Source organism: Ralstonia sp. 110700041-2 (assembly GCF_056280165.1).
Map to the genome: position 1 here is coordinate 143,776 of NZ_JBSFAI010000017.1, position 21,348 is coordinate 165,123.

The 21,348-nt window shown below is 65.3% G+C and carries 20 protein-coding genes, 2 pseudogenes and 1 riboswitch; of the genes and pseudogenes, 12 read left to right on the forward strand and 10 right to left on the reverse strand.

Annotation, left to right across the window (positions count from 1 at the left end; all coding sequences use genetic code 11):
- Positions 1-186: 186 nt before the first annotated feature.
- The 5 genes from ACUXH0_RS22710 to ACUXH0_RS22730 all read left to right on the forward strand — a co-directional run bounded on the left by ACUXH0_RS22710 (position 187) and on the right by ACUXH0_RS22730 (position 4,775).
- Positions 187-492 (forward strand): hypothetical protein, encoded by a 306-nt coding sequence (locus tag ACUXH0_RS22710; RefSeq protein ID WP_004628332.1) that lies wholly within the window; start codon positions 187-189, stop codon positions 490-492.
- 183 nt (positions 493-675) lie between these two features.
- The gene (locus tag ACUXH0_RS22715) at positions 676-1,584 is read left to right on the forward strand and encodes a MurR/RpiR family transcriptional regulator (RefSeq protein ID WP_012436830.1); all 909 of its coding nucleotides are present in this window, start codon (positions 676-678) and stop codon (positions 1,582-1,584) included.
- Between the two features lie 16 nt (positions 1,585-1,600).
- On the forward strand, positions 1,601-2,956 hold the full coding sequence (locus ACUXH0_RS22720; RefSeq protein ID WP_012436829.1) for an aspartate aminotransferase family protein: 1,356 nt from the start codon (positions 1,601-1,603) through the stop codon (positions 2,954-2,956).
- Complete coding sequence (locus ACUXH0_RS22725; RefSeq protein ID WP_024542034.1) at positions 2,953-3,786, forward strand: beta-keto acid cleavage family enzyme; 834 nt, start codon at positions 2,953-2,955, stop codon at positions 3,784-3,786. Before ACUXH0_RS22720 ends, ACUXH0_RS22725 begins: the two co-directional genes overlap by 4 nt.
- A gap of 83 nt (positions 3,787-3,869) precedes the next feature.
- Positions 3,870-4,775 (forward strand): glutamate/aspartate ABC transporter substrate-binding protein, encoded by a 906-nt coding sequence (locus ACUXH0_RS22730; protein ID WP_012436827.1) that lies wholly within the window; start codon positions 3,870-3,872, stop codon positions 4,773-4,775.
- Between the two features lie 30 nt (positions 4,776-4,805).
- Here the strand turns inward: ACUXH0_RS22730 and ACUXH0_RS22735 are convergent, their stop codons facing one another.
- The 4 genes from ACUXH0_RS22735 to ACUXH0_RS22750 all read right to left on the reverse strand — a co-directional run bounded on the left by ACUXH0_RS22735 (position 4,806) and on the right by ACUXH0_RS22750 (position 10,143).
- Complete coding sequence (locus tag ACUXH0_RS22735) at positions 4,806-6,038, reverse strand: multifunctional CCA addition/repair protein (protein WP_137910862.1); 1,233 nt, start codon at positions 6,036-6,038, stop codon at positions 4,806-4,808.
- Between the two features lie 50 nt (positions 6,039-6,088).
- A complete protein-coding gene (locus ACUXH0_RS22740) occupies positions 6,089-6,778 on the reverse strand; it encodes a glutathione S-transferase family protein (RefSeq protein WP_004628344.1) in 690 nt (229 codons plus the stop codon).
- A 224-nt stretch (positions 6,779-7,002) separates the two neighbouring features.
- Positions 7,003-8,007, reverse strand: coding sequence for a complex I NDUFA9 subunit family protein (locus tag ACUXH0_RS22745; protein WP_004628346.1), 1,005 nt, complete (start codon positions 8,005-8,007; stop codon positions 7,003-7,005).
- 183 nt (positions 8,008-8,190) lie between these two features.
- Positions 8,191-10,143: a lytic transglycosylase domain-containing protein gene (locus ACUXH0_RS22750; RefSeq protein ID WP_004628348.1), complete on the reverse strand. Its 1,953-nt coding sequence runs from the start codon at positions 10,141-10,143 to the stop codon at positions 8,191-8,193.
- Between the two features lie 43 nt (positions 10,144-10,186).
- Here ACUXH0_RS22750 and ACUXH0_RS22755 point away from each other — a divergent pair, with 43 nt between their 5' ends.
- Positions 10,187-10,792, forward strand: a complete 606-nt coding sequence (locus ACUXH0_RS22755; protein WP_012436825.1) for a 5-formyltetrahydrofolate cyclo-ligase — start codon at positions 10,187-10,189, stop codon at positions 10,790-10,792.
- A gap of 17 nt (positions 10,793-10,809) precedes the next feature.
- Positions 10,810-11,424, forward strand: a complete 615-nt coding sequence (locus ACUXH0_RS22760; protein ID WP_012436824.1) for a pyridoxamine 5'-phosphate oxidase family protein — start codon at positions 10,810-10,812, stop codon at positions 11,422-11,424.
- A 4-nt stretch (positions 11,425-11,428) separates the two neighbouring features.
- Here the strand turns inward: ACUXH0_RS22760 and ACUXH0_RS22765 are convergent, their stop codons facing one another.
- The 5 genes and pseudogenes from ACUXH0_RS22765 to ACUXH0_RS22785 form a co-directional block, all read right to left on the reverse strand.
- Positions 11,429-11,896 (reverse strand): TfoX/Sxy family protein, encoded by a 468-nt coding sequence (locus tag ACUXH0_RS22765; protein ID WP_012436823.1) that lies wholly within the window; start codon positions 11,894-11,896, stop codon positions 11,429-11,431.
- A gap of 29 nt (positions 11,897-11,925) precedes the next feature.
- Positions 11,926-12,756, reverse strand: a complete 831-nt coding sequence (gene metF / locus ACUXH0_RS22770) for a methylenetetrahydrofolate reductase [NAD(P)H] (RefSeq protein WP_004628355.1) — start codon at positions 12,754-12,756, stop codon at positions 11,926-11,928.
- A gap of 10 nt (positions 12,757-12,766) precedes the next feature.
- Positions 12,767-13,111, reverse strand: coding sequence for a phage holin family protein (locus tag ACUXH0_RS22775; protein ID WP_004628357.1), 345 nt, complete (start codon positions 13,109-13,111; stop codon positions 12,767-12,769).
- A gap of 54 nt (positions 13,112-13,165) precedes the next feature.
- Positions 13,166-14,590 carry an adenosylhomocysteinase gene (ahcY, locus tag ACUXH0_RS22780; RefSeq protein ID WP_004628358.1) on the reverse strand — a complete coding sequence of 475 codons (1,425 nt, stop codon included), beginning with the start codon at positions 14,588-14,590 and terminating at the stop codon, positions 13,166-13,168.
- Between the two features lie 108 nt (positions 14,591-14,698).
- A riboswitch (S-adenosyl-L-homocysteine riboswitch) is annotated at positions 14,699-14,782 on the reverse strand.
- A gap of 42 nt (positions 14,783-14,824) precedes the next feature.
- Positions 14,825-15,570: pseudogene (locus tag ACUXH0_RS22785) on the reverse strand (AAA family ATPase).
- 225 nt (positions 15,571-15,795) lie between these two features.
- Between ACUXH0_RS22785 and ACUXH0_RS22790 the strand changes: the two are divergent.
- From ACUXH0_RS22790 to ACUXH0_RS22810, 5 genes are all read left to right on the forward strand, one after another.
- The gene (locus ACUXH0_RS22790) at positions 15,796-17,253 is read left to right on the forward strand and encodes an alkaline phosphatase (protein WP_012436822.1); all 1,458 of its coding nucleotides are present in this window, start codon (positions 15,796-15,798) and stop codon (positions 17,251-17,253) included.
- A gap of 16 nt (positions 17,254-17,269) precedes the next feature.
- Positions 17,270-18,664 carry an alkaline phosphatase gene (locus ACUXH0_RS22795; RefSeq protein ID WP_012436821.1) on the forward strand — a complete coding sequence of 465 codons (1,395 nt, stop codon included), beginning with the start codon at positions 17,270-17,272 and terminating at the stop codon, positions 18,662-18,664.
- 75 nt (positions 18,665-18,739) lie between these two features.
- Positions 18,740-19,435: a hypothetical protein gene (locus ACUXH0_RS22800; protein ID WP_012436820.1), complete on the forward strand. Its 696-nt coding sequence runs from the start codon at positions 18,740-18,742 to the stop codon at positions 19,433-19,435.
- A gap of 264 nt (positions 19,436-19,699) precedes the next feature.
- The gene (thiD, locus tag ACUXH0_RS22805; protein ID WP_182594632.1) at positions 19,700-20,611 is read left to right on the forward strand and encodes a bifunctional hydroxymethylpyrimidine kinase/phosphomethylpyrimidine kinase; all 912 of its coding nucleotides are present in this window, start codon (positions 19,700-19,702) and stop codon (positions 20,609-20,611) included.
- A 14-nt stretch (positions 20,612-20,625) separates the two neighbouring features.
- Positions 20,626-20,985, forward strand: a complete 360-nt coding sequence (locus tag ACUXH0_RS22810; RefSeq protein ID WP_012436818.1) for a DUF4369 domain-containing protein — start codon at positions 20,626-20,628, stop codon at positions 20,983-20,985.
- A gap of 18 nt (positions 20,986-21,003) precedes the next feature.
- On the opposite strand, the pseudogene ACUXH0_RS22815 reads toward ACUXH0_RS22810, so the two are convergent.
- Positions 21,004-21,348: pseudogene (locus ACUXH0_RS22815) on the reverse strand (hypothetical protein); the annotation flags it as partial.

Genomic DNA, 21,348 nt, shown 5'->3' on the forward strand with positions numbered 1-21,348 from the left:
GCCCTCTCCCTTTTGCCGCTCCAGCCGCCGATCTGCGGCGCAGTGTCGCACTCACAAAAAATGTACCCGCACCTCTTGACGCAGCGCAGCTCAGGGTATACCTAGCGGCGCAAACTGCGCCAAACTGTCGCAGGTCTCGGTATAGTGACTCAACGCTATCAAACGGCAAGCACAAGGAGATTCTCCATGGCACTCGTTGGCACCGGTCACCACCACTTCCATTTCCACGCTTTCGACGGCATCAGCCGCAAGACGCGGTTGACGTGGTTGCGCAATGCCGCAGCGCTGATGTGTTTGATGGCCCTCGTCGCGGCCATGTGGGTGGGCGGCAATCTGTCAGCCTTGATGCATACGCCGCTCATGAGCGGGATCTCGTCGCTGGGCGCGGTGATGATTCTTGCCTGTACGTGCATGGCGCTGAGCCTGCTTGGCCTGATCGGGGCTGGGTTCTTCCAGCTCCGCATGGAGCAGGTCGACGCACCGGCAACCTGAGACACGCGCGCATCACACGCACAACGGAGGCTTCGGCCTCCGTTTTTGTTTGCCCGCCACGGCCGTACGCCTTGAGATGCGGCCGTTTTATTTTTTGCGCACCGCCGCCAAGGTGAATTCGGTATTGACTCAACTGTTTCAAATAAGTAGTTTACGAAACAGTTGAATCACCACGATCACCTCATGACATTCGATGGGCTCATGCAGACGCTGCGCGACCGCGCGGGCGATCTGTCCCCGCAATTGCAGCGCGCCGCCATGTTGCTTGAGACGCACCAGCGCGACATCGCGCTGCTCTCGATGCGGGACCTGGCGCGCCGCTGCGACCTGCCGCCGGCCACGTTCTCGCGCCTGGCACGCGCGCTGGGCTTTGATGACTTTGCCGCCCTGCGCGACATCTGCGTGAACCACCTGCGCCAACAGGCCGATGGCTTTGCCGGCCGCGCCAGCGCGTTGCAGGGCGACGATGCGGCAGGCGCATCAGACGCCGAGCGCATCGGCATGACCATCGGTGCGCATGTGCAATCGGCGTTTTCGCCGGCCAACCTGGCGGCACTCGACACGGTGGCCGCCGCCCTCTGCAGGGCGCGCCGCGTCTTTTTGCTGGGCGCGCGCAGCTGCCTGGCGCTGACGCATGCGTTCGGCTATGCCGCCCAGCTGTTCGACGAGAAAGTCACGTTGTGCGCTGGCAGCGGCAACACGCTGGCCGACCCGCTGCGCTTTTGCGGCGAGGGCGACATTGTGGTGGCTGTCACCTTTGATCCCTACACGCGCGAAGTCATCGAGGCGATGCAGTACGCGCATGCGCGCGGGGCGCGCCTCGTGTACGTGACCGACAGCGCCATCGCCCCCGGCGCTGAACTGGCGTGGCAACACCTCGTCGCGCCTGTCGCCATTCCGTCGTTCTTCCATTCGCTGGCCGCACCGATGGCGCTGCTCGACGCGCTGCTGATGACGTGGTTCCGCCACGCCGGCCCAACGGCGCTCGCCCACCTGGCCGACAGCGACGCCCAGCTCAAGCAACAAGCCGCCTACGTGCGCAGCGCCCGCCGCAGTGAAGCGGCTGTCGCCGTGCCGCCCACCCAACGTTGACCGTTCCCGATCGCCCATGACACCGTCCACCACCTCCGTCTTCCACCGCGACCCACGCAAGACGCTGCCCACCGCTGTCGGCGGCGATGGCATGACCCTCATCGACTCCGACGGCAAGCGCTATCTCGACGCCTGCGGCGGTGCCGCCGTTTCGTGTCTCGGCCACGGCCACCCGCGCGTGGTGGACGCCATCTGCAAGCAGGTGCGCGCGCTGGCTTATGCGCACACGTCTTTCTTCACGACGGACGCGGCCGAAGAACTGGCCGCACGCCTGGCCGCTGCGGCACCGGGCGATCTGGACCACGTGTACTTCGTCTCCGGCGGTTCGGAAGCGATTGAAGCGGCGCTGAAACTCGCACGCCAATACTTCGTTGAGATCGGCCAGCCGCAGCGCCAGTACTTCATCGCACGGCGCCAGAGCTATCACGGCAACACGCTGGGCGCACTGGCGATTGGCGGTAACGCATGGCGCCGGGAACCCTTCCTGCCGCTGCTAGTGCCTGCCCACCATGTATCCCCTTGCTATGCGTATCGCGAGCGCCTGGATGGCGAGAGCGACGCGCAATACGTGCAGCGCCTGGCCGATGAACTGGACGCGAAGATCGTCGAACTCGGCACGGAGAACGTCGCGGCCTTCGTCGCCGAGACGGTGGTGGGCGCCACGGCCGGCGCGGTGCCGCCGGTGGGTGACTACTTCCGCAAGATCCGCACAGTGTGCGATCGCCACGGCGTGCTGCTGTTGCTCGATGAGGTGATGTCCGGCATGGGGCGCACCGGCTACCTGTTCGCCTGCGAGGAAGATGGTGTGGTGCCAGACATGGTCGCCATTGCCAAGGGGCTGGGCGGCGGGTATCAGCCGATCGGCGCGACGCTGGTGAATCGCCGCATTGTCGACGCGATCACGAAAGGCAGCGGCTTCTTCCAGCATGGCCACACTTACATTGGCCACGCGACTGCGTGCGCGGCGGCGCTGGAAGTGCAGAAGGTGATCGAAGAAGAGAACCTGCTTGCCAACGTGCAGGCGCGTGGCGAGCAACTGCGTGCAGCGCTGCGTGCACGCTTTGCCGACCACGCCCACGTAGGCGACGTACGCGGGCGCGGGCTGTTCATCGGCGTGGAGCTGGTAGCGGATCGCGCAACCAAGGCGCCGCTGGCACCTGCATGCAAGACGCACGCGCGCGTGAAGGCCGAAGCGATGCAGCGCGGCCTGATGGTGTATCCGATGGGCGGCACGATTGACGGACGGCGCGGTGACCACATCCTGCTGGCGCCGCCGTTCATCGCCACCGCTCAGGACATCGACGCCATCGTCGAACGCTTGGGCGATGCGGTTGACGCCGCCACCACCAAGGCGCTGGAGGCCGCGTGGTGACCCGGCCCATCGCCATCGCCGTTGCGCCCAACGGTGCGCGCAAGACGCACGCCGATCATCCCGCACTGCCGATCACGCCCGACGAACTGGCCGCCTGCGCACGCCAATGCGTGGATGCCGGCGCCGCGATGCTGCATCTGCATGTGCGCCGCGCCGACGGCACGCATAGCCTGGAGCCTGACGACTACCGTCCGGCCATCGCCGCCGTGCAACGAGCCGTGGGCGATGCGCTGGTGATTCAGATCACCACCGAGGCCGTTGGCATCTACACGCCCGAACAGCAGATGGCATCGGTGCGTGCGCTGCAGCCCGAAGCGATTTCCGCCGCGCTGCGCGAACTGGCACCGGATGCCGCGCACGACGCGCAAGCCGCGCGTTTCTTTGGTGAGCTTGCCGCCGCGCACACGGCGATCCAGTACATCCTCTATTCCGCTGACGACGTGATGCGCTACCGCGACCTGCGCACACGCGGCGTGCTGCCCGACACGCCGCACTGGGTGCTGTTCGTGCTCGGCCGCTACAGCGCCGGCCAGCGCTCCGATCCCACCGACCTGTTGCCCTTCCTGCAAGCGTGGACCGACGGCGGTGCCATCACCGCCAACGTGCCTTGGGCGATGTGTGCGTTCGGCCCGCGTGAAGCCGAATGCGCGCTCAGCGCAGCGCTGCTCGGCGGCCATGCGCGCCTGGGGTTCGAAAACAACATGGCGCTGCCCGACGGCAGCACGGCGCCCGACAACGCGGCGCTCGTCCGCAACCTGCGGCGGCATCTCGACGCGCTGCACCTGCCGCTGGCCAGCGCGGCAGAGTTGCGCAACTGGTTCGGCCGATAAGACGCTCCGCATTCATCGCCACGAAGTCAAAGCACAGACGGCCGCAACACAACAGGCCGCGCACCACAACCATTGGAGGAAAGATGCGTTTGACCACCCGCTGTATCCGAACCTTCCCGCTGGCACTGGCCAGCCTACTCGCGATCGGCGCGCACGCGCAGGCGCTGGACGGCACGCTGAAGAAAATCCAGGACAGCAACACGATCCTGATCGGCGTGCGCGAATCGTCGATTCCGTTTTCTTACCGCGACAGCAAGAACGAGATCGTCGGTTTCTCGGCAGACCTCTGCTCGCGCGTGATCGACGCCGTCAGGAAGAAGACGGGCAAGCCCAACCTGGACATCAAGCACATTCCGGTGACGTCGCAGAACCGGACATCGCTGGTGCAGAACGGCTCGGTGGACCTCGAGTGCGGCGTGACCACGCACCTGAAATCACGCGAGCAGCAGACGGCGTTTTCGACCACCTTCTTCATCGCCGGCACGCGCCTGCTGACCAACGTGAAATCGGGCGTAAAGGATTTCCCGGACCTGGCGGGCAAGTCGGTGATCACCAACGCGGGCACGACGTCGGAACGCATCCTGCGCAGGATGAACGACGAGAAGAAGATGAACATGAACGTGATCAGCGGCAAGGATTACGGTGAATCGTTCCTCACGCTGCAGAGCGGCCGCGTGGCGGCGTTCATGATGGATGACGTGCTGCTGGCCGGCGCACGCACGCTGGCGCAGAAGCCCGACGACTGGGTCGTGACCGGCACGCCGCAGTCGTTCGAAGCCTACGGCTTCATGCTGCGCCGCGACGATCCTCAGTTCAAGAAGCTGGTGGACGACACGATGGCCGGCGTGATGAAAAGCGGCGAGGTCAAAGCACTGTACGCCAAGTGGTTCGAGAAGCCGGTACCGCCCAAGAACCTGAACTTCAATTTCCCGATGAACGATCAGTTGAAGGCGCTGTACGCCAACCCGAACGACACGCCGTTCGAGTGAGCGGCCGCATGGCCGGCTCCGGTTGACGACCTAGACGCCGGCCTGTGCAACGGCCTCGATGCGCGCCTGATGCACGGCCTGCTTGATGTGCGCCGGGTTGTCGGCATAGCGCTTTGCGACGGCGCCAGCATCGATCGACGATGCAGCCGCCAGCGCGCGCAGCAGGCGCTCCGTCTGTGGATAGCTGCGGTCTTCAAACCCGAGACGACCGCGCGCATCGGCCTCGCACGCCTGCAGGGCCTGACGAAAACGATCGGGCTTGCGCAGGGCGTCGCAACGCTCAAGCAGGCGTACCAGCGCTGCCGCATCAAAGCCATCGCAGCGGTGAATGTTGCCGTGCTCGCGCGCCACCACCAGGGCGAGCTCGCGGCACTCTGTCGGCACACGCAGGCGCTGGCAGACGGCTTCGATCAGCGGCACGCTGCGCCCTTCGTGGCCGATGTGGCGCGGCAAGATGTCGTCGGGGGTGGTGCCCTTACCGAGGTCATGCACCAGCGCGGCAAAGCGTACCGGCAGCGACGTCGCCATCGCAGCAGCGGTTTCGATCACCATCATGGTGTGCACGCCGGTGTCGACTTCGGGGTGGTAGTCGGCGCGCTGCGGCACGCCCCACAGCCGGTCAAGTTCGGGCAGCAGGCGCACCAGCGCACCGCAGTCACGCAGCACGGCAAACATGCGCTGCGGATGCGCCTCCATCAGGCCTCGGGCAATTTCCTGCCACACCCGCTCGGGCACCAGCGCATCGACTTCGCCGGCCTGCACCATGCGCTGCATCAGCGCGTTGGTTTCGGGTGCGACATGAAAATCGGCAAAGCGCGCAGCAAACCGCGCCAGCCGCAGGATGCGCACCGGATCCTCCATGAACGCATCGGATACATGCCGGAACGTGCGCGAGGCCAGATCAGCCTGCCCTCCATACGGATCGACGACGGGGCCCACCAGCGCGCCGTCTTCCGCCACGCGCTGCGCCATCGCGTTGATGGTCAGGTCGCGGCGGATGAGGTCGTCTTCGAGCGTGACGTCCGGTGCGTAGTAGACCGAAAAACCCTTGTAACCGGCAGCCGTCTTGCGCTCGGTGCGGGCGAGCGCGTATTCGGCTTGCGTGGCCGGGTGCAGGAACACCGGAAAATCCTTGCCGACGGCGCGGAAGCCACGCGCCTCCATATCTTCGGGCGTGGCCCCGACCACAACGTAGTCCCGGTCCTGCACCGGCAACCCGAGCAGCGCGTCACGAATGGCGCCGCCCACGGCATACACATCCAGCCCGTGCGTGGCTGGATCGACGATGGCTTCCGTCTGTGATGCGCGTTCCGTCATTGATTGGCGGCAACCAGCGTGTCTTCGTCCGGCGCAGTGCGGTACGGCTCGTCGTCGGCGAGGAAGTCATGCTCGGCGCGCGCACCGTCGATCCATTCCTGCATGGCGGGCAGGTTGAGGATGGAGTCGGCGTAGGCCTTGGCGGCCTCCGGCAGACGTACACCATACGTGGCGAAGCGGCTGACCACCGGCGCGTAGAACGCATCGGCCACCGTGAAGTGGCCGAACAGGAACGGGCCTTCTGCCGCGTACTTCTGGCGCAGCTCGGTCCACATAGCGGCAATGCGGTCGATGTCGCGCTGCACCGCCACGTTCCAGCCCATGCCGGGCAGCACGGCCGTCACGTTCATCGGCATGTTGTTGCGCAGGTTGGTGAAGCCGCTGTGCATTTCAGCGCAGATCGAGCGGGCATGCGCGCGGGCCTTCGGGTCAGCCGGCCACAGTTGCGCGCGCGGAAAGCGCTCAGCCAGCGTCTCGCAGATGGCGAGCGAATCCCACACGTTCATGTCGCCGTCCACCAAGACCGGCACGCGGCCGGCGGGCGAATGGCGTGCCACGTCGGCGGCAAAGGTCTCGCTCAGCAGGCGCACGCGGATCTCTTCGAACGGAATGCCGGCCTGCTTGGCGAGCAGCCACGGCCGTAGCGACCACGACGAATAGTTCTTGTTGCCGATGACCAGTTTCATGATTCCCGTCCTTGGAGAGTGCACTGCAATTGTTGTGGGAGCCCGCCAGCATCGCGCAGGAATGCCGGGCGCTCTAGTTTTGTTGTATCGGAAGCGGCGAGCGGCAGCGCGAAGGCGAGCGAACCATTCTAGCCCTGCGCTGCAGCGCCACAAAATGAAACGGATTGGCCACGGTTGTGAAGCGGATTCACAAACAGGGCGAATCCTCCGCGTTTCCGTAGCGGCTAGCGATGGACCCGCGTACGTGCAGCACGCAATCCGCGGTCCGGCCCCAAGCCGGCCAGGGCCGGCAGCATCACGGCCTCCATGCCGAGCGGGTGGATGCCGAGTTCGGGCGCGACCGGTTCCATGCTGACGTTGTCCACACGCATGGAGTCGAGGTTGTCCCGCGAGATCGGCGCGCCGGGCAGGTGCTCCAGCAGCGCGGCCTGCATGCGACCCAGGCCTTCGGGCAGCGGCACGATCCAGCGCGGGTGGCCGCTGGCACGTCCGGCAAAGCGCATCAGTTCGGCCAACGTATAGACGCGCGGCCCGACCAGCGGGTAAGCATGCCGGATCGTCGCCGGCTTCTTGAGCGCATTGATGAACGCGGCGGCCACGTCGTCCACGTACACGGGCTGGAAGCGCGCATCGGCACAGGCCAGCGGCACAAACGGCGCCATCCGCTGCATGCTCGCGAACAGATTCAGGAAGTGGTCCTGCGGCCCGAACACTACCGAGGGACGGAACACCGTCCAGTCAAGCTCGCTGTTCATGACCACGCGTTCGCCGTCGCCCTTGCTGCGCAGGTACATCGATGGGCCGGCCGGGTCGGCGCCCAGCGCGCTCATGTGCAGCAGCCGGTTCACGCCATGGCGTCGGCATGCGGCGACGATGCGGCGGGGCAGGTCGACATGCACGCGCTGGAAGTTCGGCCCGTACGGCATCTCGCGCGCATCCTGCAGCACGCCGACGAGGTTGATGACGGCACAGTGCTCGCCGCCGCGCTCGGTCAGCGCCAGGAACAGCGCGTCGAGGGCGTCGTCGGCGTAGATGTCGGCATCCATTACGTCCACACGGGGCAGCAGCGTGAGGTTGTGCGCGCGGGACGACTCAGGATCGCGCGTGGGCACGATCATGCGGCCTTCGGGCAGGCCCGGCGCAGAAAATGTCTCCGTCACGAGCCGCGACAGCAACTGCGAACCGATAAAACCGGTACCGCCAAAGATGAGCAGATTGGAGGGCTGCATGGAGGCATCTCCAAGACGGGTGGGGGGGCAACACCACAATACATCCCGAACGCGATCGCCCCCAAGGTAAGTCGACACGGCGTGCCGCAGGCCACACTTCTGTGCGCCAGCCAGCGCACGCGCCCATGAAAAATGCCCGCGTTGCGGCGGGCATTGGGTGACAACCGGATGACGATGATGCGCTTACGGCAGATCGTCCGGCGTCACGGATTCCGGCACCACCTTGCCCAGGCGGTCCTTCAAGGACTGCGGGCGACCGGTCAGCAATGCGCTGTAGTACGTCGCGTTCGACAGCACGTTTTTCACATACGTGCGCGTCTCGTTGAACGGAATCGTCTCGGCGAAGATCGCGCCTTCCACCGGGCGCGCGAGCGTCGAGCGCCAGCGTTTCGGGCGGCCTGGGCCCGCGTTGTAGCCGGCAGTCGCCAGCGTGACCGAACTGTCCAGGTTGGTCAGGATCATCGACAGGTAGGCCGTACCCAGCAGCACGTTGGTATCGATGTCGCTCATCTGCGAAACGCGGAACCCCGGCAGGCCAATCTTCTTGGCAATGTGCTTGGCGGTTTCCGGCATCACCTGCATCAGGCCCGAGGCACCCACCGACGAACGTGCGTCCATGATGAAGCGGGATTCCTGGCGGATCAGGCCGTAGGCCCAGGCAATGTCCAACCCCACCGCATCGGCGTTGCGCTGGACCACATTGAGGTACGGCGTCGGGAAGCGCAGCGAGAAATCGTGCTCAGTCTTGGTCTTGTCCGCCGAATTGACGGTGCGATCGAGCAGGCCGAGCTTGCGGCCATATTCGGCTGCGGCCAGCAACTCGCGGTCGCTCATGTTGCGCAGCTCCCAGTTCCACTCGCGGTTGCCTTCGAAGCGCAGATTCAGGTCGTACAGCTTCTTGGCACGCCCAAAGCCCGGGTGGTTGCGGCCCATCACGTCGATCTCGGCGTCGGCCACGGTCGTGCGGGGCGGCACGGTGATGCGCTGACCGAGTTCTTCCTGCGCCAACTGGCCATAGAAGTTGAACTGGCCGGCAATCGACTGGAACTGCTGGCGAGCTTCATCGTTGCGATTGTCGGCCTTGAGCGCACGGCCATACCAGTACGTCCAGGCGGGGTCTCGATCGCGCAGGCTGGGACGCATTTTTTCAACGGCCTGACGCACCATCTTCCAATCCCCCGCGCGCAGGGCCGCGCGCACGCGCCACTCCTGCGACTCGTCGGAGAGGTAGGCATCGCCGCCGAGCGTCAGCTGGCGACGGTAGGCGTCCAGCGCATCCGGCGTCTGCTTCTTGGCGGCGTACTGGCCGATGACGCCCCAGCCCGCGCCTTGCTCTTCGCGCGACAGGCTGCCGGTTTGCGCCAACAGATACGCCGTCGCCTGCGACGGATCGTTGCGCGCCATGCGTGTCACGTTGGCCAGCGTATCGTTGTCCACGCGATCGCCGTCGGGCAGCAGCGCGGCAATGCGCGACGCCTGCGTGACGAGGTTCTGCTCCAGCGACAGCCGCGCCGCAAAGGCCACATCCGCACGGGTGAACTGCTTGGACTGCGCCAGATAGCCGATCAGGTCGACACACCCTTCGCCATAGCCCTTGGGATCCGACAGCGTGTTCCGTGCATCGGCTGCCACGTTCTGGCCCTTCATCGCGCGCGAGAGCAGGGCATAGCACTCGACCTGCGCATCGTCCTTCAGCACAAAGTTGGGGTACTCGGCATCGAAGGTGGCCCAATCGCGCTTCTTGCCGAGCACAAGCAGCCAGTCGTTGCGCAGCCGGTCGGCGATCGCCTCGCCCTTGTAGCGCTGCAGGAACGAGCGGATCTCATCTTCCGGGGCATCGGTACGCGCATAGCCGCTGGCATCGTACAGCTGCGGCTTGATGCGGAAGTACTGCACGTAGGACTGGATCGGGTAATCGGAGAGGCTGTCGGCCAGCTCCCAGCTGCGCGACACATCGTTGCGGCGCGCCGCGTTGCGCAGCTCGACAAACGCGTCATCCGGATTGGCTGGAATGCCCTGCGGCGCCTGGCGCTTTGCGGCCACCGCCAGCGGCGTCGGGCCGACCACACTCATGCCCACCACGCCCGCAAAAGCCAGCGCGACCGCGCGATATACTGCCTTGGCCTTCAATGTCATCTCCTGCCCCATCCAATCACTGTTAGGTCTGCCGAATTATCCCATGCCAGCCTTAGGCAACCCGCACGATCCGGCCAATCCCACCACGCCAATCGAATCGCGCCGCACGCTGCGCACCATGTTGCTCGATGCACGCGCCGCGCTGCCGGATCGCATTGCCCACGATGCTGCGCTGGCGCATCACCTGGCTGGGTTGCTGAATACACTGCCCGTCAAGCGCCTGGCCGCCTACTGGCCAACGCAGGGAGAGTTCGATGCGTTGACCGTGCTGGACCACTGGCTGGCGGCCGACGCCACGCGCCATGCACTGCTGCCTGTAGTGACTGACAAAGTTTCGCCACTTCAGTTTCGGCGATGGACGCCCAATTGTGAAATGACGCCCGGCGCGTACAACATCCCCATCCCCCGCTCGGGTGAGACGGAAACGCCCGATGCCTTGCTGATCCCCTGCGTGGGCTTTGACGCGCAGCGCTATCGCATTGGCTACGGCGGCGGCTTCTATGACCGCACGCTCGCTGCGCTGCATGCCGCCGGACACCGCCCCCGCACGATTGGCGTGGCATACGAAGTGAGCCGCGTGGAATCCATCGCACCGCAATCGCACGACATCGCGATGGACTGCATCGTCACCGAGTGCGGCGCGTTTTAATCCGCCACAGGAAGACCATGTCCCACACGCTGAAAACCTTTGCCGACCTTGAAGCGGTGTATGGCGCCCCGAACCCGCGCTCGCTGCTCAAGGAGATCGACCACCTGAACGCCGACTACCGCGCGTTCGTGGAGGCGTCGCCGTTCATCGTGCTGTCATCGGTGGGCGCGCAGGGCACGGATGCCTCGCCGAAGGGCGACGCGCCGGGCTTCGTCCGCATCCTGAACGAACGCCTACTGGCGATTCCCGATCGACCCGGCAACAATCGCATCGACAACCTGCGCAACATCGTCGAAGACGGCCGCGTGTCGGTGCTCTTCATCGTGCCGGGCGTGGGTGAAACATTGCGCGTGAATGGCACAGCCACCATCTCGGCCGATCCGGAGCTGCTCGCGTCATTTGCGGTGCAGGGCAGGCTGCCGCGCAGCGTGATCCTCGTGCAGGTGCAGACGGTGTATTTCCACTGTTCGAAGGCGCTGGTGCGCTCAAAGCTGTGGGAACGCGGCGCGCAGGAAAACAAACCGGCCGTACCCACCGCAGGCAAGATCCTGCAGCACATCAGCGGTGGTGCATTTGATGGCGACGCCTATGATCGCGAATTGCCCGAGCGCCTGAAGACCACGCTGTACTGAGGGTTCAGCGCTTGGCTGTCTTTTTTTCGGCGACCTTCTTGGTCGCCGTTGTCTTTGTTGCCTTGGGCACATTAGGCGCCTTGGCAGTCTTCGCTGCGGCGCGCTTCGGCTTGGCCGCCTTGGCATTCGCGTCACGCAGCGCCGCTTCAATAGCCAGCCGCGCCCAGTCGCGCAATGGCTGTCCACCATCGAGCGCCTCTGCCGGCGTGCTCAGATAGCCCGTCATGCTGATGGTGCGGCCGTTGCGCTCGTAGCTGAACGGCGTGCATTTCTCAGCGAGAAAACGTTCGCGCGTGAGGTCGTCCACGCGCAGGTAAGACGTGCCGCGCAGCACGAGCGCAAACACGATGTCGTCGTAATACAGCGCCGCGCCGCTGAACATCCGGCGGGCGCGGATCTCGCCGATCTGTGCCGCGAGCGGCCGGAGTTCGTCAAGCAACCAGGCGATCAGCGGATCGGGTGCGGCTGCCATGACGATCTCCTTTGCTGTGCTCTTGCTGGTTACAGGCCCAGCCGCTGCCAGATCGCCCGCGTGGAGCCGGCGGCGTTGAGCGTGTAAAAGTGCAGGCCCGGCGCGCCGCCTTGCAGCAGGCGGTCACACATGGCCGTCACCACGTCCAGACCGAAGGCGCGGATCGATTCACGGTCGTCGCCGAAGCCTTCGAGGCGCTTGGCGATCCAGCGCGGCACTTCCGCACCGCACATCTCGGAAAAGCGCATGAGCTGCGACGAATTCGTGATCGGCATGATGCCGGGCACGATGGGCACGTCCACGCCGAGCTTGCGTGCGTCGTCGACGAACTGGAAATACGCGTCGGCGTTGAAGAAGTATTGCGTGATAGCGGAGTCCGCACCGGACTTCACCTTGCGGGCGAAGTTCTCCAGATCGTGCCGGGCGGAGCGCGACTGCGGGTGGTATTCCGGATACGCCGCCACTTCGATGTGGAACGCCTCGCCGGTTTCCTGGCGGATGAATTCGACCAGCTCATTGGCGAAGCGAAATTCACCGATCTCGCCCATGCCTGACGGCATATCGCCGCGCAGCGCCACGATGCGGCGGATGCCGTGCTCGCGATACGTGTTGAGAATGCCGCGGATGCTCTCGCGCGACGAGCCCACGCACGACAGGTGCGGCGCCGCCTCGATGCCTTCGCGCTGGATTTCCACCACGGCGTCGAGCGTGCCCTGCTGCGTGGTGCCGCCCGCGCCAAACGTCACGGAAATAAAGCGCGGCTTGAGCGGCGAAAGCTGCGCGCGTGTGTTGCGCAGCTTCTCGGCGCCTTCCGCCGTCTTGGGCGGGAAGAATTCGAAACTGAATTGACGGTCTTGCATGACAGAAACCTTAAGCCTCGCGCAGCAACAGGCTCGAGAGCAGCCACGAGATCACGCTGTACAGGATGGAACCCAGCAGCGCGGCGCCAAAGCTGGCCACCTGGAAGCCCGCCAGCAGGTTGCCGACAAACAGGAACAGCAGCGCGTTGATGATGAAGATGAACAGCCCGAGCGTGAGCAGCGTCACCGGCAGGGTGAGGATCACCAGGATCGGGCGGATCAGCGTGTTGACCAGACCCAGCACGAGCGCCGCGATCAGCGCGGAGCCGAAGCCGTTGACGTGAATGCCTTTGAGCAGATAGGCGACAAGAAGCAACGCCAGCGCGTTGATGACCCAGACAGCGAGCAGTCTCATGGGGAGTCCTCGGGTTGAATGCCGGCGGCGGAGATTGCCGCCGGCAGGTACGGCTTAGTAGCGGTAGTGGTCAGCCTTGTACGGGCCTTCCTTGCTTACGCCAATGTACGCAGCTTGCTGGTCGGTCAGCTCGGTCAGTTGCGCGTTCAGCTTCTTGAGTTGCAGGCGCGCGACCTTCTCGTCCAGGTGCTTGGGCAGCGTGTAGACGCCCACCGGGTACTTGTTCGAGCCCTTCACCGCTTCCGTCCACAACTCGATCTGCGCGATGGTCTGGTTGGCAAACGAGCTGCTCATCACGTACGACGGGTGGCCCGTAGCGCAGCCCAGGTTCACCAGGCGGCCCTTGGCCAGGATGATGATCTTCTTGCCGTCGGGGAAGATCACGTGATCGACCTGCGGCTTGATCTCTTCCCACTGGTACTTCTCAACGGAGGCGATGTCGATCTCGTTGTCGAAGTGGCCGATGTTGCAGACGATGGCCTGGTCCTTCATCTTGGCCATGTGATCGTGCGTGATGACGTGGTAGTTGCCCGTGCAGGTCACGAAGATGTCGCCGTGCTCGGCAGCGTAGTCCATCGTGACCACGCGGTAGCCTTCCATGGCGGCCTGCAGCGCGCAGATCGGGTCGATCTCGGTCACCCACACTTGCGCCGACAGTGCGCGCAGTGCCTGTGCCGAGCCCTTGCCCACGTCGCCGTAGCCGGCCACGATCGCCACCTTGCCGGCGATCATCACGTCGGTGGCGCGCTTGATGCCGTCGACCAGCGATTCACGGCAGCCGTACAGGTTGTCGAACTTGCTCTTGGTGACCGAGTCGTTGACGTTGATGGCCGGGAAGCGCAGTTCGCCGCGCTGGGCCATCTGGTACAGGCGGTGCACGCCCGTGGTGGTTTCTTCGGTCACGCCCTTGATGGCGTCGAGGTTGCGGCTGTAGAACGTTGCGTCCTTGGCCAGCTTTTCCTTGATGGCGGCAAACAGAAAGGTTTCTTCTTCGCTGCCCGGATGGGCAAGCACGGAGACGTCCTTCTCGGCCTTGGCGCCCAGATGCAGCAGCAGCGTTGCGTCGCCGCCGTCGTCCAGGATCATGTTGGGGGTGCCGCCATCGGCCCATTCGAAGATGCGGTGGGTGAAGTCCCAGTATTCCTGGAGCGATTCGCCCTTGAACGCAAACACCGGCGTGCCCGTTGCGGCAATCGCGGCGGCAGCGTGGTCCTGCGTCGAGAAGATGTTGCACGAGGCCCAGCGCACGTCGGCGCCGAGTGCCTTGAGCGTCTCGATTAGCACGGCGGTCTGGATGGTCATGTGCAGCGAGCCGGCAATGCGCGCGCCCTTGAGCGGCTGGCTCGCGGCAAACTCATCGCGAATCGCCATCAGGCCGGGCATTTCGGTCTCGGCAATGGCGATTTCCTTGCGGCCCCAGTCGGCCAGCTTGATGTCGGCGACGAGGTAGTCGTGTTTCAGATCGGTGACAGCGTTCATTGGATCACTCCGAAAAAGAGGGGTGACCGCACGCGGGGAGATGACCACTGGGACAGGGCCCATGCTGGGGCCCCGGATAGAAGCGTTCTCGCCATCGTGTCAGCCACGATACTGCGAGCGCCGTTTGAACTTCCGAGCCTGGCGGCCGCCCCGTCTGAACTTGGGCCGGTCGTTGCAACGCTCCTCGGAATGGGCTGGATTGTAGCGGATTCGGCCGTCCGCCACCACGGCCGTTCATTGCTCCAGCAGCATATTCAGCATCCGCTGCGGATTCGCCAGAAAGTCCCGCGTGACCTCAAAGTGTTCGGTCCCTTCGTAGGCGATGCGCCGGATGCCGCCGCCGTCACATTGGTAGATCCACGCGTCGGGATAGGCCATCAGGATGGGCGAGTGCGTGGCGATCACGAACCGGCTTTCCGCCTGCACCAGACCATGCAGGCGCGAGAGCACCGCCAGTTGCCGCTGCGGTGACAGCGCCGCCCTCCGGTTCGTCGAGCAGGTACGGGCCGTTCGGGCCGAAGCGGTTCATCAGCAGCGCGAGAAACGATTCCCCATGCGATTGCGCATGCAGCGACCGGCCGCCGTAGGCATCGATCACGCGCCCGCCCAGGCCGGGCTCGTCATCCATCTGTTGGATATTCGTGGCCACGTTGAAGAAGCTCTCGGCGCGCAGGAAGAACTCGGTGCGCGGCTTGCGAAAGCCCCTGGCAATGCGCAGATGCGCGTGCAGCTCGGAGTGCGACGCATGCGTGCTGAAGTGGAAGTTAGCCGCCCTCGGCGTTGAAGACGAGCGCCACGGCAATCGCCTCCATGAGCGTGGATTTGCCTGAGCCGTTTTCGCCAACGAGGAACGTGACTTTGGGATGCAACTCCAGCGTATTGAGGGCGCGCACGGCCGGCAGGCTGAACGGATCGGCGTCGAAGGCGGTAACGGTCTCGCGCCGCAGCGTGACATGGCTGACGAACTGGCGAGTGAGCATGGAAAGCGCGGGCCAAATCGCAGATGCCGCATCGTATCGCGCCGCCTGCTGGCCCGGGACCGGTTGCCTGCTCAGGCAATCGACCCTCCGTAGCGTGCACCACGCCGCAGTGTCAATGCGCTGTCAGAGGCGAACCTTGCGATCCGGTTAGGAAGTGGCGCACCCGCATCACGGACATGCAACACGCGGCCTCCAAAGTGCCGGGCATCGTTCAGGGAGCCAACGATGCACAACCACAAACTTACGAAGTACGCCGCCGCCGTGGCAGCCGCGCTCGCCATGGCAGCGTGCGGCAGCGACGGCACATCCAGCAACGCCGGCACCGCAGCGCCCGACGCCGGTACGCCCACCACGCCCGCCAAGAACGTCGTGTTCTTCCTGGGCGACGGCATGGGCATGACCACCATGACCGCCGCGCGCATCTACAAGGTGGGCGAAGACGGCGAGCTGACCATGGACACGCTGCCGGAAACCGGCTTCGTGCGCACGTTCTCGAACAACGCGCAGGTGACCGACTCGGCGCCGTCGATGTCGGCCTACATGACCGGCGTGAAGATGAACAACGAGGTCATCTCGATGTCGCCGGACACGATGGCCTATGACGCGGGCGGCAAGGATTACCTCTCGGGCGCCGACAGCACCTGCCCGAGCGGCAACGGCAAGCCCGTCACGACGCTGCTCGAACTGATGAAGGCCGCGGGCTACGGCACGGGCGTGGTCACCACCACGCGCATCACGCACGCCACGCCGGCCGCTACGTATTCGCACATCTGCCACCGCGACGGCGAGAACACCATCGCCGCGCAACTCACGCCGGCCGGCAAGGGCTTCAACGCTGCGCTGGGCGATGGTGTGGACGTGGTCTTCGGCGGTGGCCGCAAGCACTTCCAGCCGACCACCGCAGGCGGCGCACGCACCGATGGCCGTGACCTGATCGCCGAACTCAAGGCGGGCGGCTACCGCTATGCCAGCAACAAGGCCGAGTTCGACACGCTGCAAGCCACCGACGGCAAGGTCGTGGGCCTGTTCACCAGCAGCCACATGTCGTACGACCTGGACCGCGACCCGAGCAAGGAGCCGAGCCTGGGTGAGATGACCAACAAGGCCATCGACGTGCTCGCCGCCAAGAAGAAGGGCTTCTTCCTGATGGTGGAAGGAGGCCGCATCGACCACGCGCTGCACGAGACCACCGCCCGCAAGGCACTGCAGGACACCGTGGCGTTCGACTCCGCCATCCGCGGCGCGATCGACAAGCTCAACACGATCGACCCGGGCCTGAAGAACACGCTGATCGTCGTCACGGCTGACCACGACCACACGCTGGTGCTCAACGGCTACGCCAAGCGCACGGGCCCGACCAGCGACAGCAACCCCGGCGTGCTCGGCCTGCTGAAGAACTACGTGACGGGCGCCAACGCCACCGACACCGGCGGCAACCCGTTCACGATCATCGGCTTCGGCACCGGCGAGAACCGCCCGGCCACGCGCGGCGCACTGACGGATGCCGCCGTGTACGACAAGAGCTACCACCAGGAAGCCGTGATCCCGGTTGCACCGGGCGGCGAAACGCACGGCGGCACCGATGTCTTCATCGGCGCACGCGGCTTGGGTGCCGAGCGCTTTACCGGCACGATGGACAACACCGAGGTCTTCGGCCTCATCAAGCAGGCCGTGGGTCTGTAAGAGGGAGAGGGCAATCATGAACACGCAATCGAACCGCATCTTCCGCGCCGGCCTGCTGGCACTGGCAGCCGCTGCCTGCGCCCAGGCGCACGCCGCCGGTGAAGCCAAGAACGTGATCTTCTTCCTGGGCGATGGCATGGGTCCAACCACCGTCACTGCCACGCGCATCTACAAGGTGGGCGAGGCCGGCCGCCTGACGATGGAATCGCTCAAGCGCACGGCCCGCATCAAGACGTACTCCAACGATGCGCAGACCACCGACAGCGCGCCGTCGATGTCGGCATACATGACCGGCGTGAAGATGAACAACGAAGTCATCTCCATGTCGGCCGACACCAAGGCCAGCGATGCCACGGGCAAGGGCTACGTGAGCGGTGCAGACAGCACGTGCCCAGCCAACAACGGCACGCCGGCCGTGACGCTGCTGGAGCTGGCCAAGGGTGCCGGCAAGTCGGTGGGTGCGGTCACGACCACGCGCGTCACGCACGCCACGCCGGCCGCCACGTACTCGCACATCTGCCACCGCGACGGTGAAAACCAAATCGCCGCGCAAGGCACGCCTGGCAACGCGCTGTACAACGCCGCGCTCAAGGATGGCCTGGACGTGCTGCTCGGCGGCGGCCGCCGTCACTACCTGCCGCAAGGCACGACGGGCAGCAAGCGCACCGACACGACCGACCTGACCGCGCAGTTCCAGACCGCCGGCTACACGTACGTGACCACTGGCACGGCACTGACGGCCGTCAACCCGGCCACGACGAACAAGCTGCTCGGTCTGTTCAACCTGGACCACATGAACTACGACCTGGACCGCAAGAAGAACAATGTGGATGAGCCCAGCCTGGCCGACATGACCGAGAAGGCCATCCGCGTGCTGCAGAAAAACGGCAAGGGCTACTTCCTGATGGTGGAAGGTGGCCGTATCGACCATGCGCTACACGGCACCAATGCCAAGCGCGCACTGGAAGATGCCGGCGCATTCGACGAAGCCATCAAGCGTGCGCTGGGCACGGCGGATCTGTCGAACACGCTCATCGTCGTCACAGCCGACCACGACCACACGATGACGATCAACGGCTACCCCCGCAAAGGCAACCCGATCCTCGGCGTGTCGAACGACATCAAGACCGGCCAGCCGCAATTGGCCGCCGACGGCCTGCCGTACACCACGCTGGTATTCGGCAACGGCGGCACAACGCGCAAGGCCACCCGCGACAACGTGGCCGCGGTCGATACGGCTGCAGACGATTACCTCCAGGAAGTGGGTGTGCAGCTCGGCACGCCTGGTTCGGAAACGCACGGCGGCGGGGATGTGATGCTGTTCTCCTCTGGTCCGGGCAGCGCACCGCTGAAGGGCACGCTGGACAACACGAAAGTGTTCGGCGTGGTCAAGACGGCCATGGGCCTCTGATTCCTGCGTTTCCATTGATGCGCATGCCGTGGCAATCGGCATGCGCTTTTTTCGTTTCAGCCTGACCGCATTCGTATGACCCGATCTGTCCGCATTCTGTTTTCGTTTGCCCTCGCTGCGCTCGCTGCCACGGCACAGGCCGCCGGGCCGGCTTCGTCCAACTCGCTGACCGCCCTGCGCGTCGAACACCAACTGTCGTCGCTCGGCGCCGACGGCATTCAGCGCGACGTCCGCTTTGCCGAGCGCGTCTACCGGCAGGGCGACCGCGTCTGGATCGCCCGCGAACTGCCGCCCGCGTCGGCGCACGCCGAGCATGACCACGCCAATGCCCACGCCGGCCACAAACACGCCGATACCGACACTGCCCCGCGCTGGATTGAGCGCGACGCCAAGGGCGCGCTGACCGTGCGCGTGGTGAGCGCCTCGCAGCAGAAAAACTACGCCGTGGAACCGGCCGAATATTCCAACATCGGCTTCGACGGCTCGTGGGCGACGGCCTATCACCTGCTCGACCCGGCCGCGCTCAAAGGCATGCGTGCCGAAGGCCCGGTACGCAATGGCGTGCAGACCTACCGCGCGACGCGGGGCGAGCGCACCGTCACCGTCGATTGGGACGTGGCCGGCCAATACCCGCGTCGCGTGGAATCGCGCAACGCCACCGGCACGCAACGCAAGCTCACGCGCGTGACGGCATTGCCGGCGCCCGCCGCGGCTCCGTGGGAACGCGCCCAACGCTACGCCGCCGCCGATTACACCGACCTGATGGACTGAAGTGCCGCCGTCTGCAGCTCGAGCGGCCGGACGTTGCGTTCGAGCCTGAAGGCACGGCGTCCCATCCTGCGACCCTGGCGTGTCAGGCTGAAACTGTCGCGTTCGACGGTCAGAGCCTCGCGTTCGAGCCAAAAACCGTCGCGTTCCACGGTCTGAGCCTCGCGCTTGAGGCGGAAACCCTCGCCAATCAGGTTCAGGACCCCGCACATCGATCCGGCCGCGATAGCGCTATAGTGCGAAACACCCCCCAAACATTCGCACGACATGACGATCACCGACCCGACCCTCGCTGCGTTTGCCGCTCCCGCCTCGCACGTGCCGCGCGTGCTCACCATCGCCGGTTCGGACAGCGGCGGCGGCGCGGGCATCCAGGCTGACCTGAAGACGTTTGCCGCGCTCGGCTGCTACGGCATGTCGGCCATCACCGCTATCACCGCGCAGAACACGCTGGGCGTGACGGCGGTGGAATCGCTCACCCCAGACATCGTCGCCGCGCAGATCGACGCCGTGGCAAGCGACATTGGCGTGGACGCCGCCAAGACCGGCATGCTCGGCACGCCGCAGGTGGTGGAAGCGATTCTCTCGGCGCTGGACCGCCACCCGATCGCTAACCTCGTCGTCGATCCGGTCATGGTCAGCACCAGCGGCGCGCAGCTTGGTAGCGACGCCACGGCGCAGGCGATGGCGAAATGGCTGTTCCCGCGCGCGTTGCTTGTCACGCCGAACCTGCCGGAAGCCAGCGCGCTGCTCGGCCGCGAGGTGCGCACCGCCGACGACATGCTGCCCGCCGCGCGCGACCTGCTGGCGCTTGGGCCCCGCGCCGTGCTGCTCAAGGGTGGGCATCTGGCCGGCGCGTCTACCGCCAGCGAAGACGGCGTGCTGCAAGACGTGCTCGTCACCGCCGACGGCGCCGAGCGCATCTACGCCCACACCTACATCGACACGCCGCACACGCACGGCACGGGCTGCACGCTGTCGGCCGCCATTGCCGCACGTCTGGCGCGTGGCGATGCGCTGGAAGCGGCCATCGAAGCCTCGCTCGATTACCTGCTGCACGCAATTGGCGCGGGCCGGCATCTGGCCCTTGGGCGCGGGGCGGGTCCGTTGAACCACGGGTTCGCACCGCGACCGCTCGCAGCGCCGCGTTCACTCGACGTGGATGTCGAGGAAGACTGATCAGGGGAGCCGCCATGAAACGCCTGCCGATCCCGCTGGTGCGCTGTCTGCCAGTGGCAGCGCTGTGCGCCCTGCTCGGTGCCTGCAATGGCTACATCAGCCTGGGCTCGCCCATCGGCAGCGCTTTCTCGATTGGCGGCACGTTGTCCGGACTGCCCGGCGGGCAGTCGATCGTATTGCTCAACAACGGCCGCGATTCGCTCACGCTGGCCGCTAACGGCCCGTTCGTGTTTGGCGGGCTGGTGCCGTTCGACGGCAGCTATGTGGTGACGATCAGCACGCAGCCCGCATCGGCCAACTGCGTGGTGACGAATGGCAGCGGCACGGTCAATGGCGATGTGAACAATGTGCAGGTGACGTGTCAGGCGCGCTGAACCTGTCTCGTACCGGGCTCATTGAACGTTGGCCTTATTGCCGTCGGTCCGTTCCCCAAACCAAGCCCAGTACGCCCGGTTCTCGCCTCGTGCGCGCGGCCAGTACGTCACGGGCGGCTTGGGCTGCCAACCCGGCGGCGGCCCAATCAGCACTGCCCAGCTGTCGGTGGAATCCGCCACACTGGTGACGACAGCACTCTTGCCGCTCTGGTCGGCATACGCCGCCGCAAACGCGGCATTGACGGCAAAGCTGGCTGCCCGCGCCGGTCCTGACCTGCTCCCCGCGATTAGTACGTTGACGATGTAGAGTCCGTTCCCAAGAGAGGAACGGTCATGAAGAAGCGATTCACCGAAGAACAGATT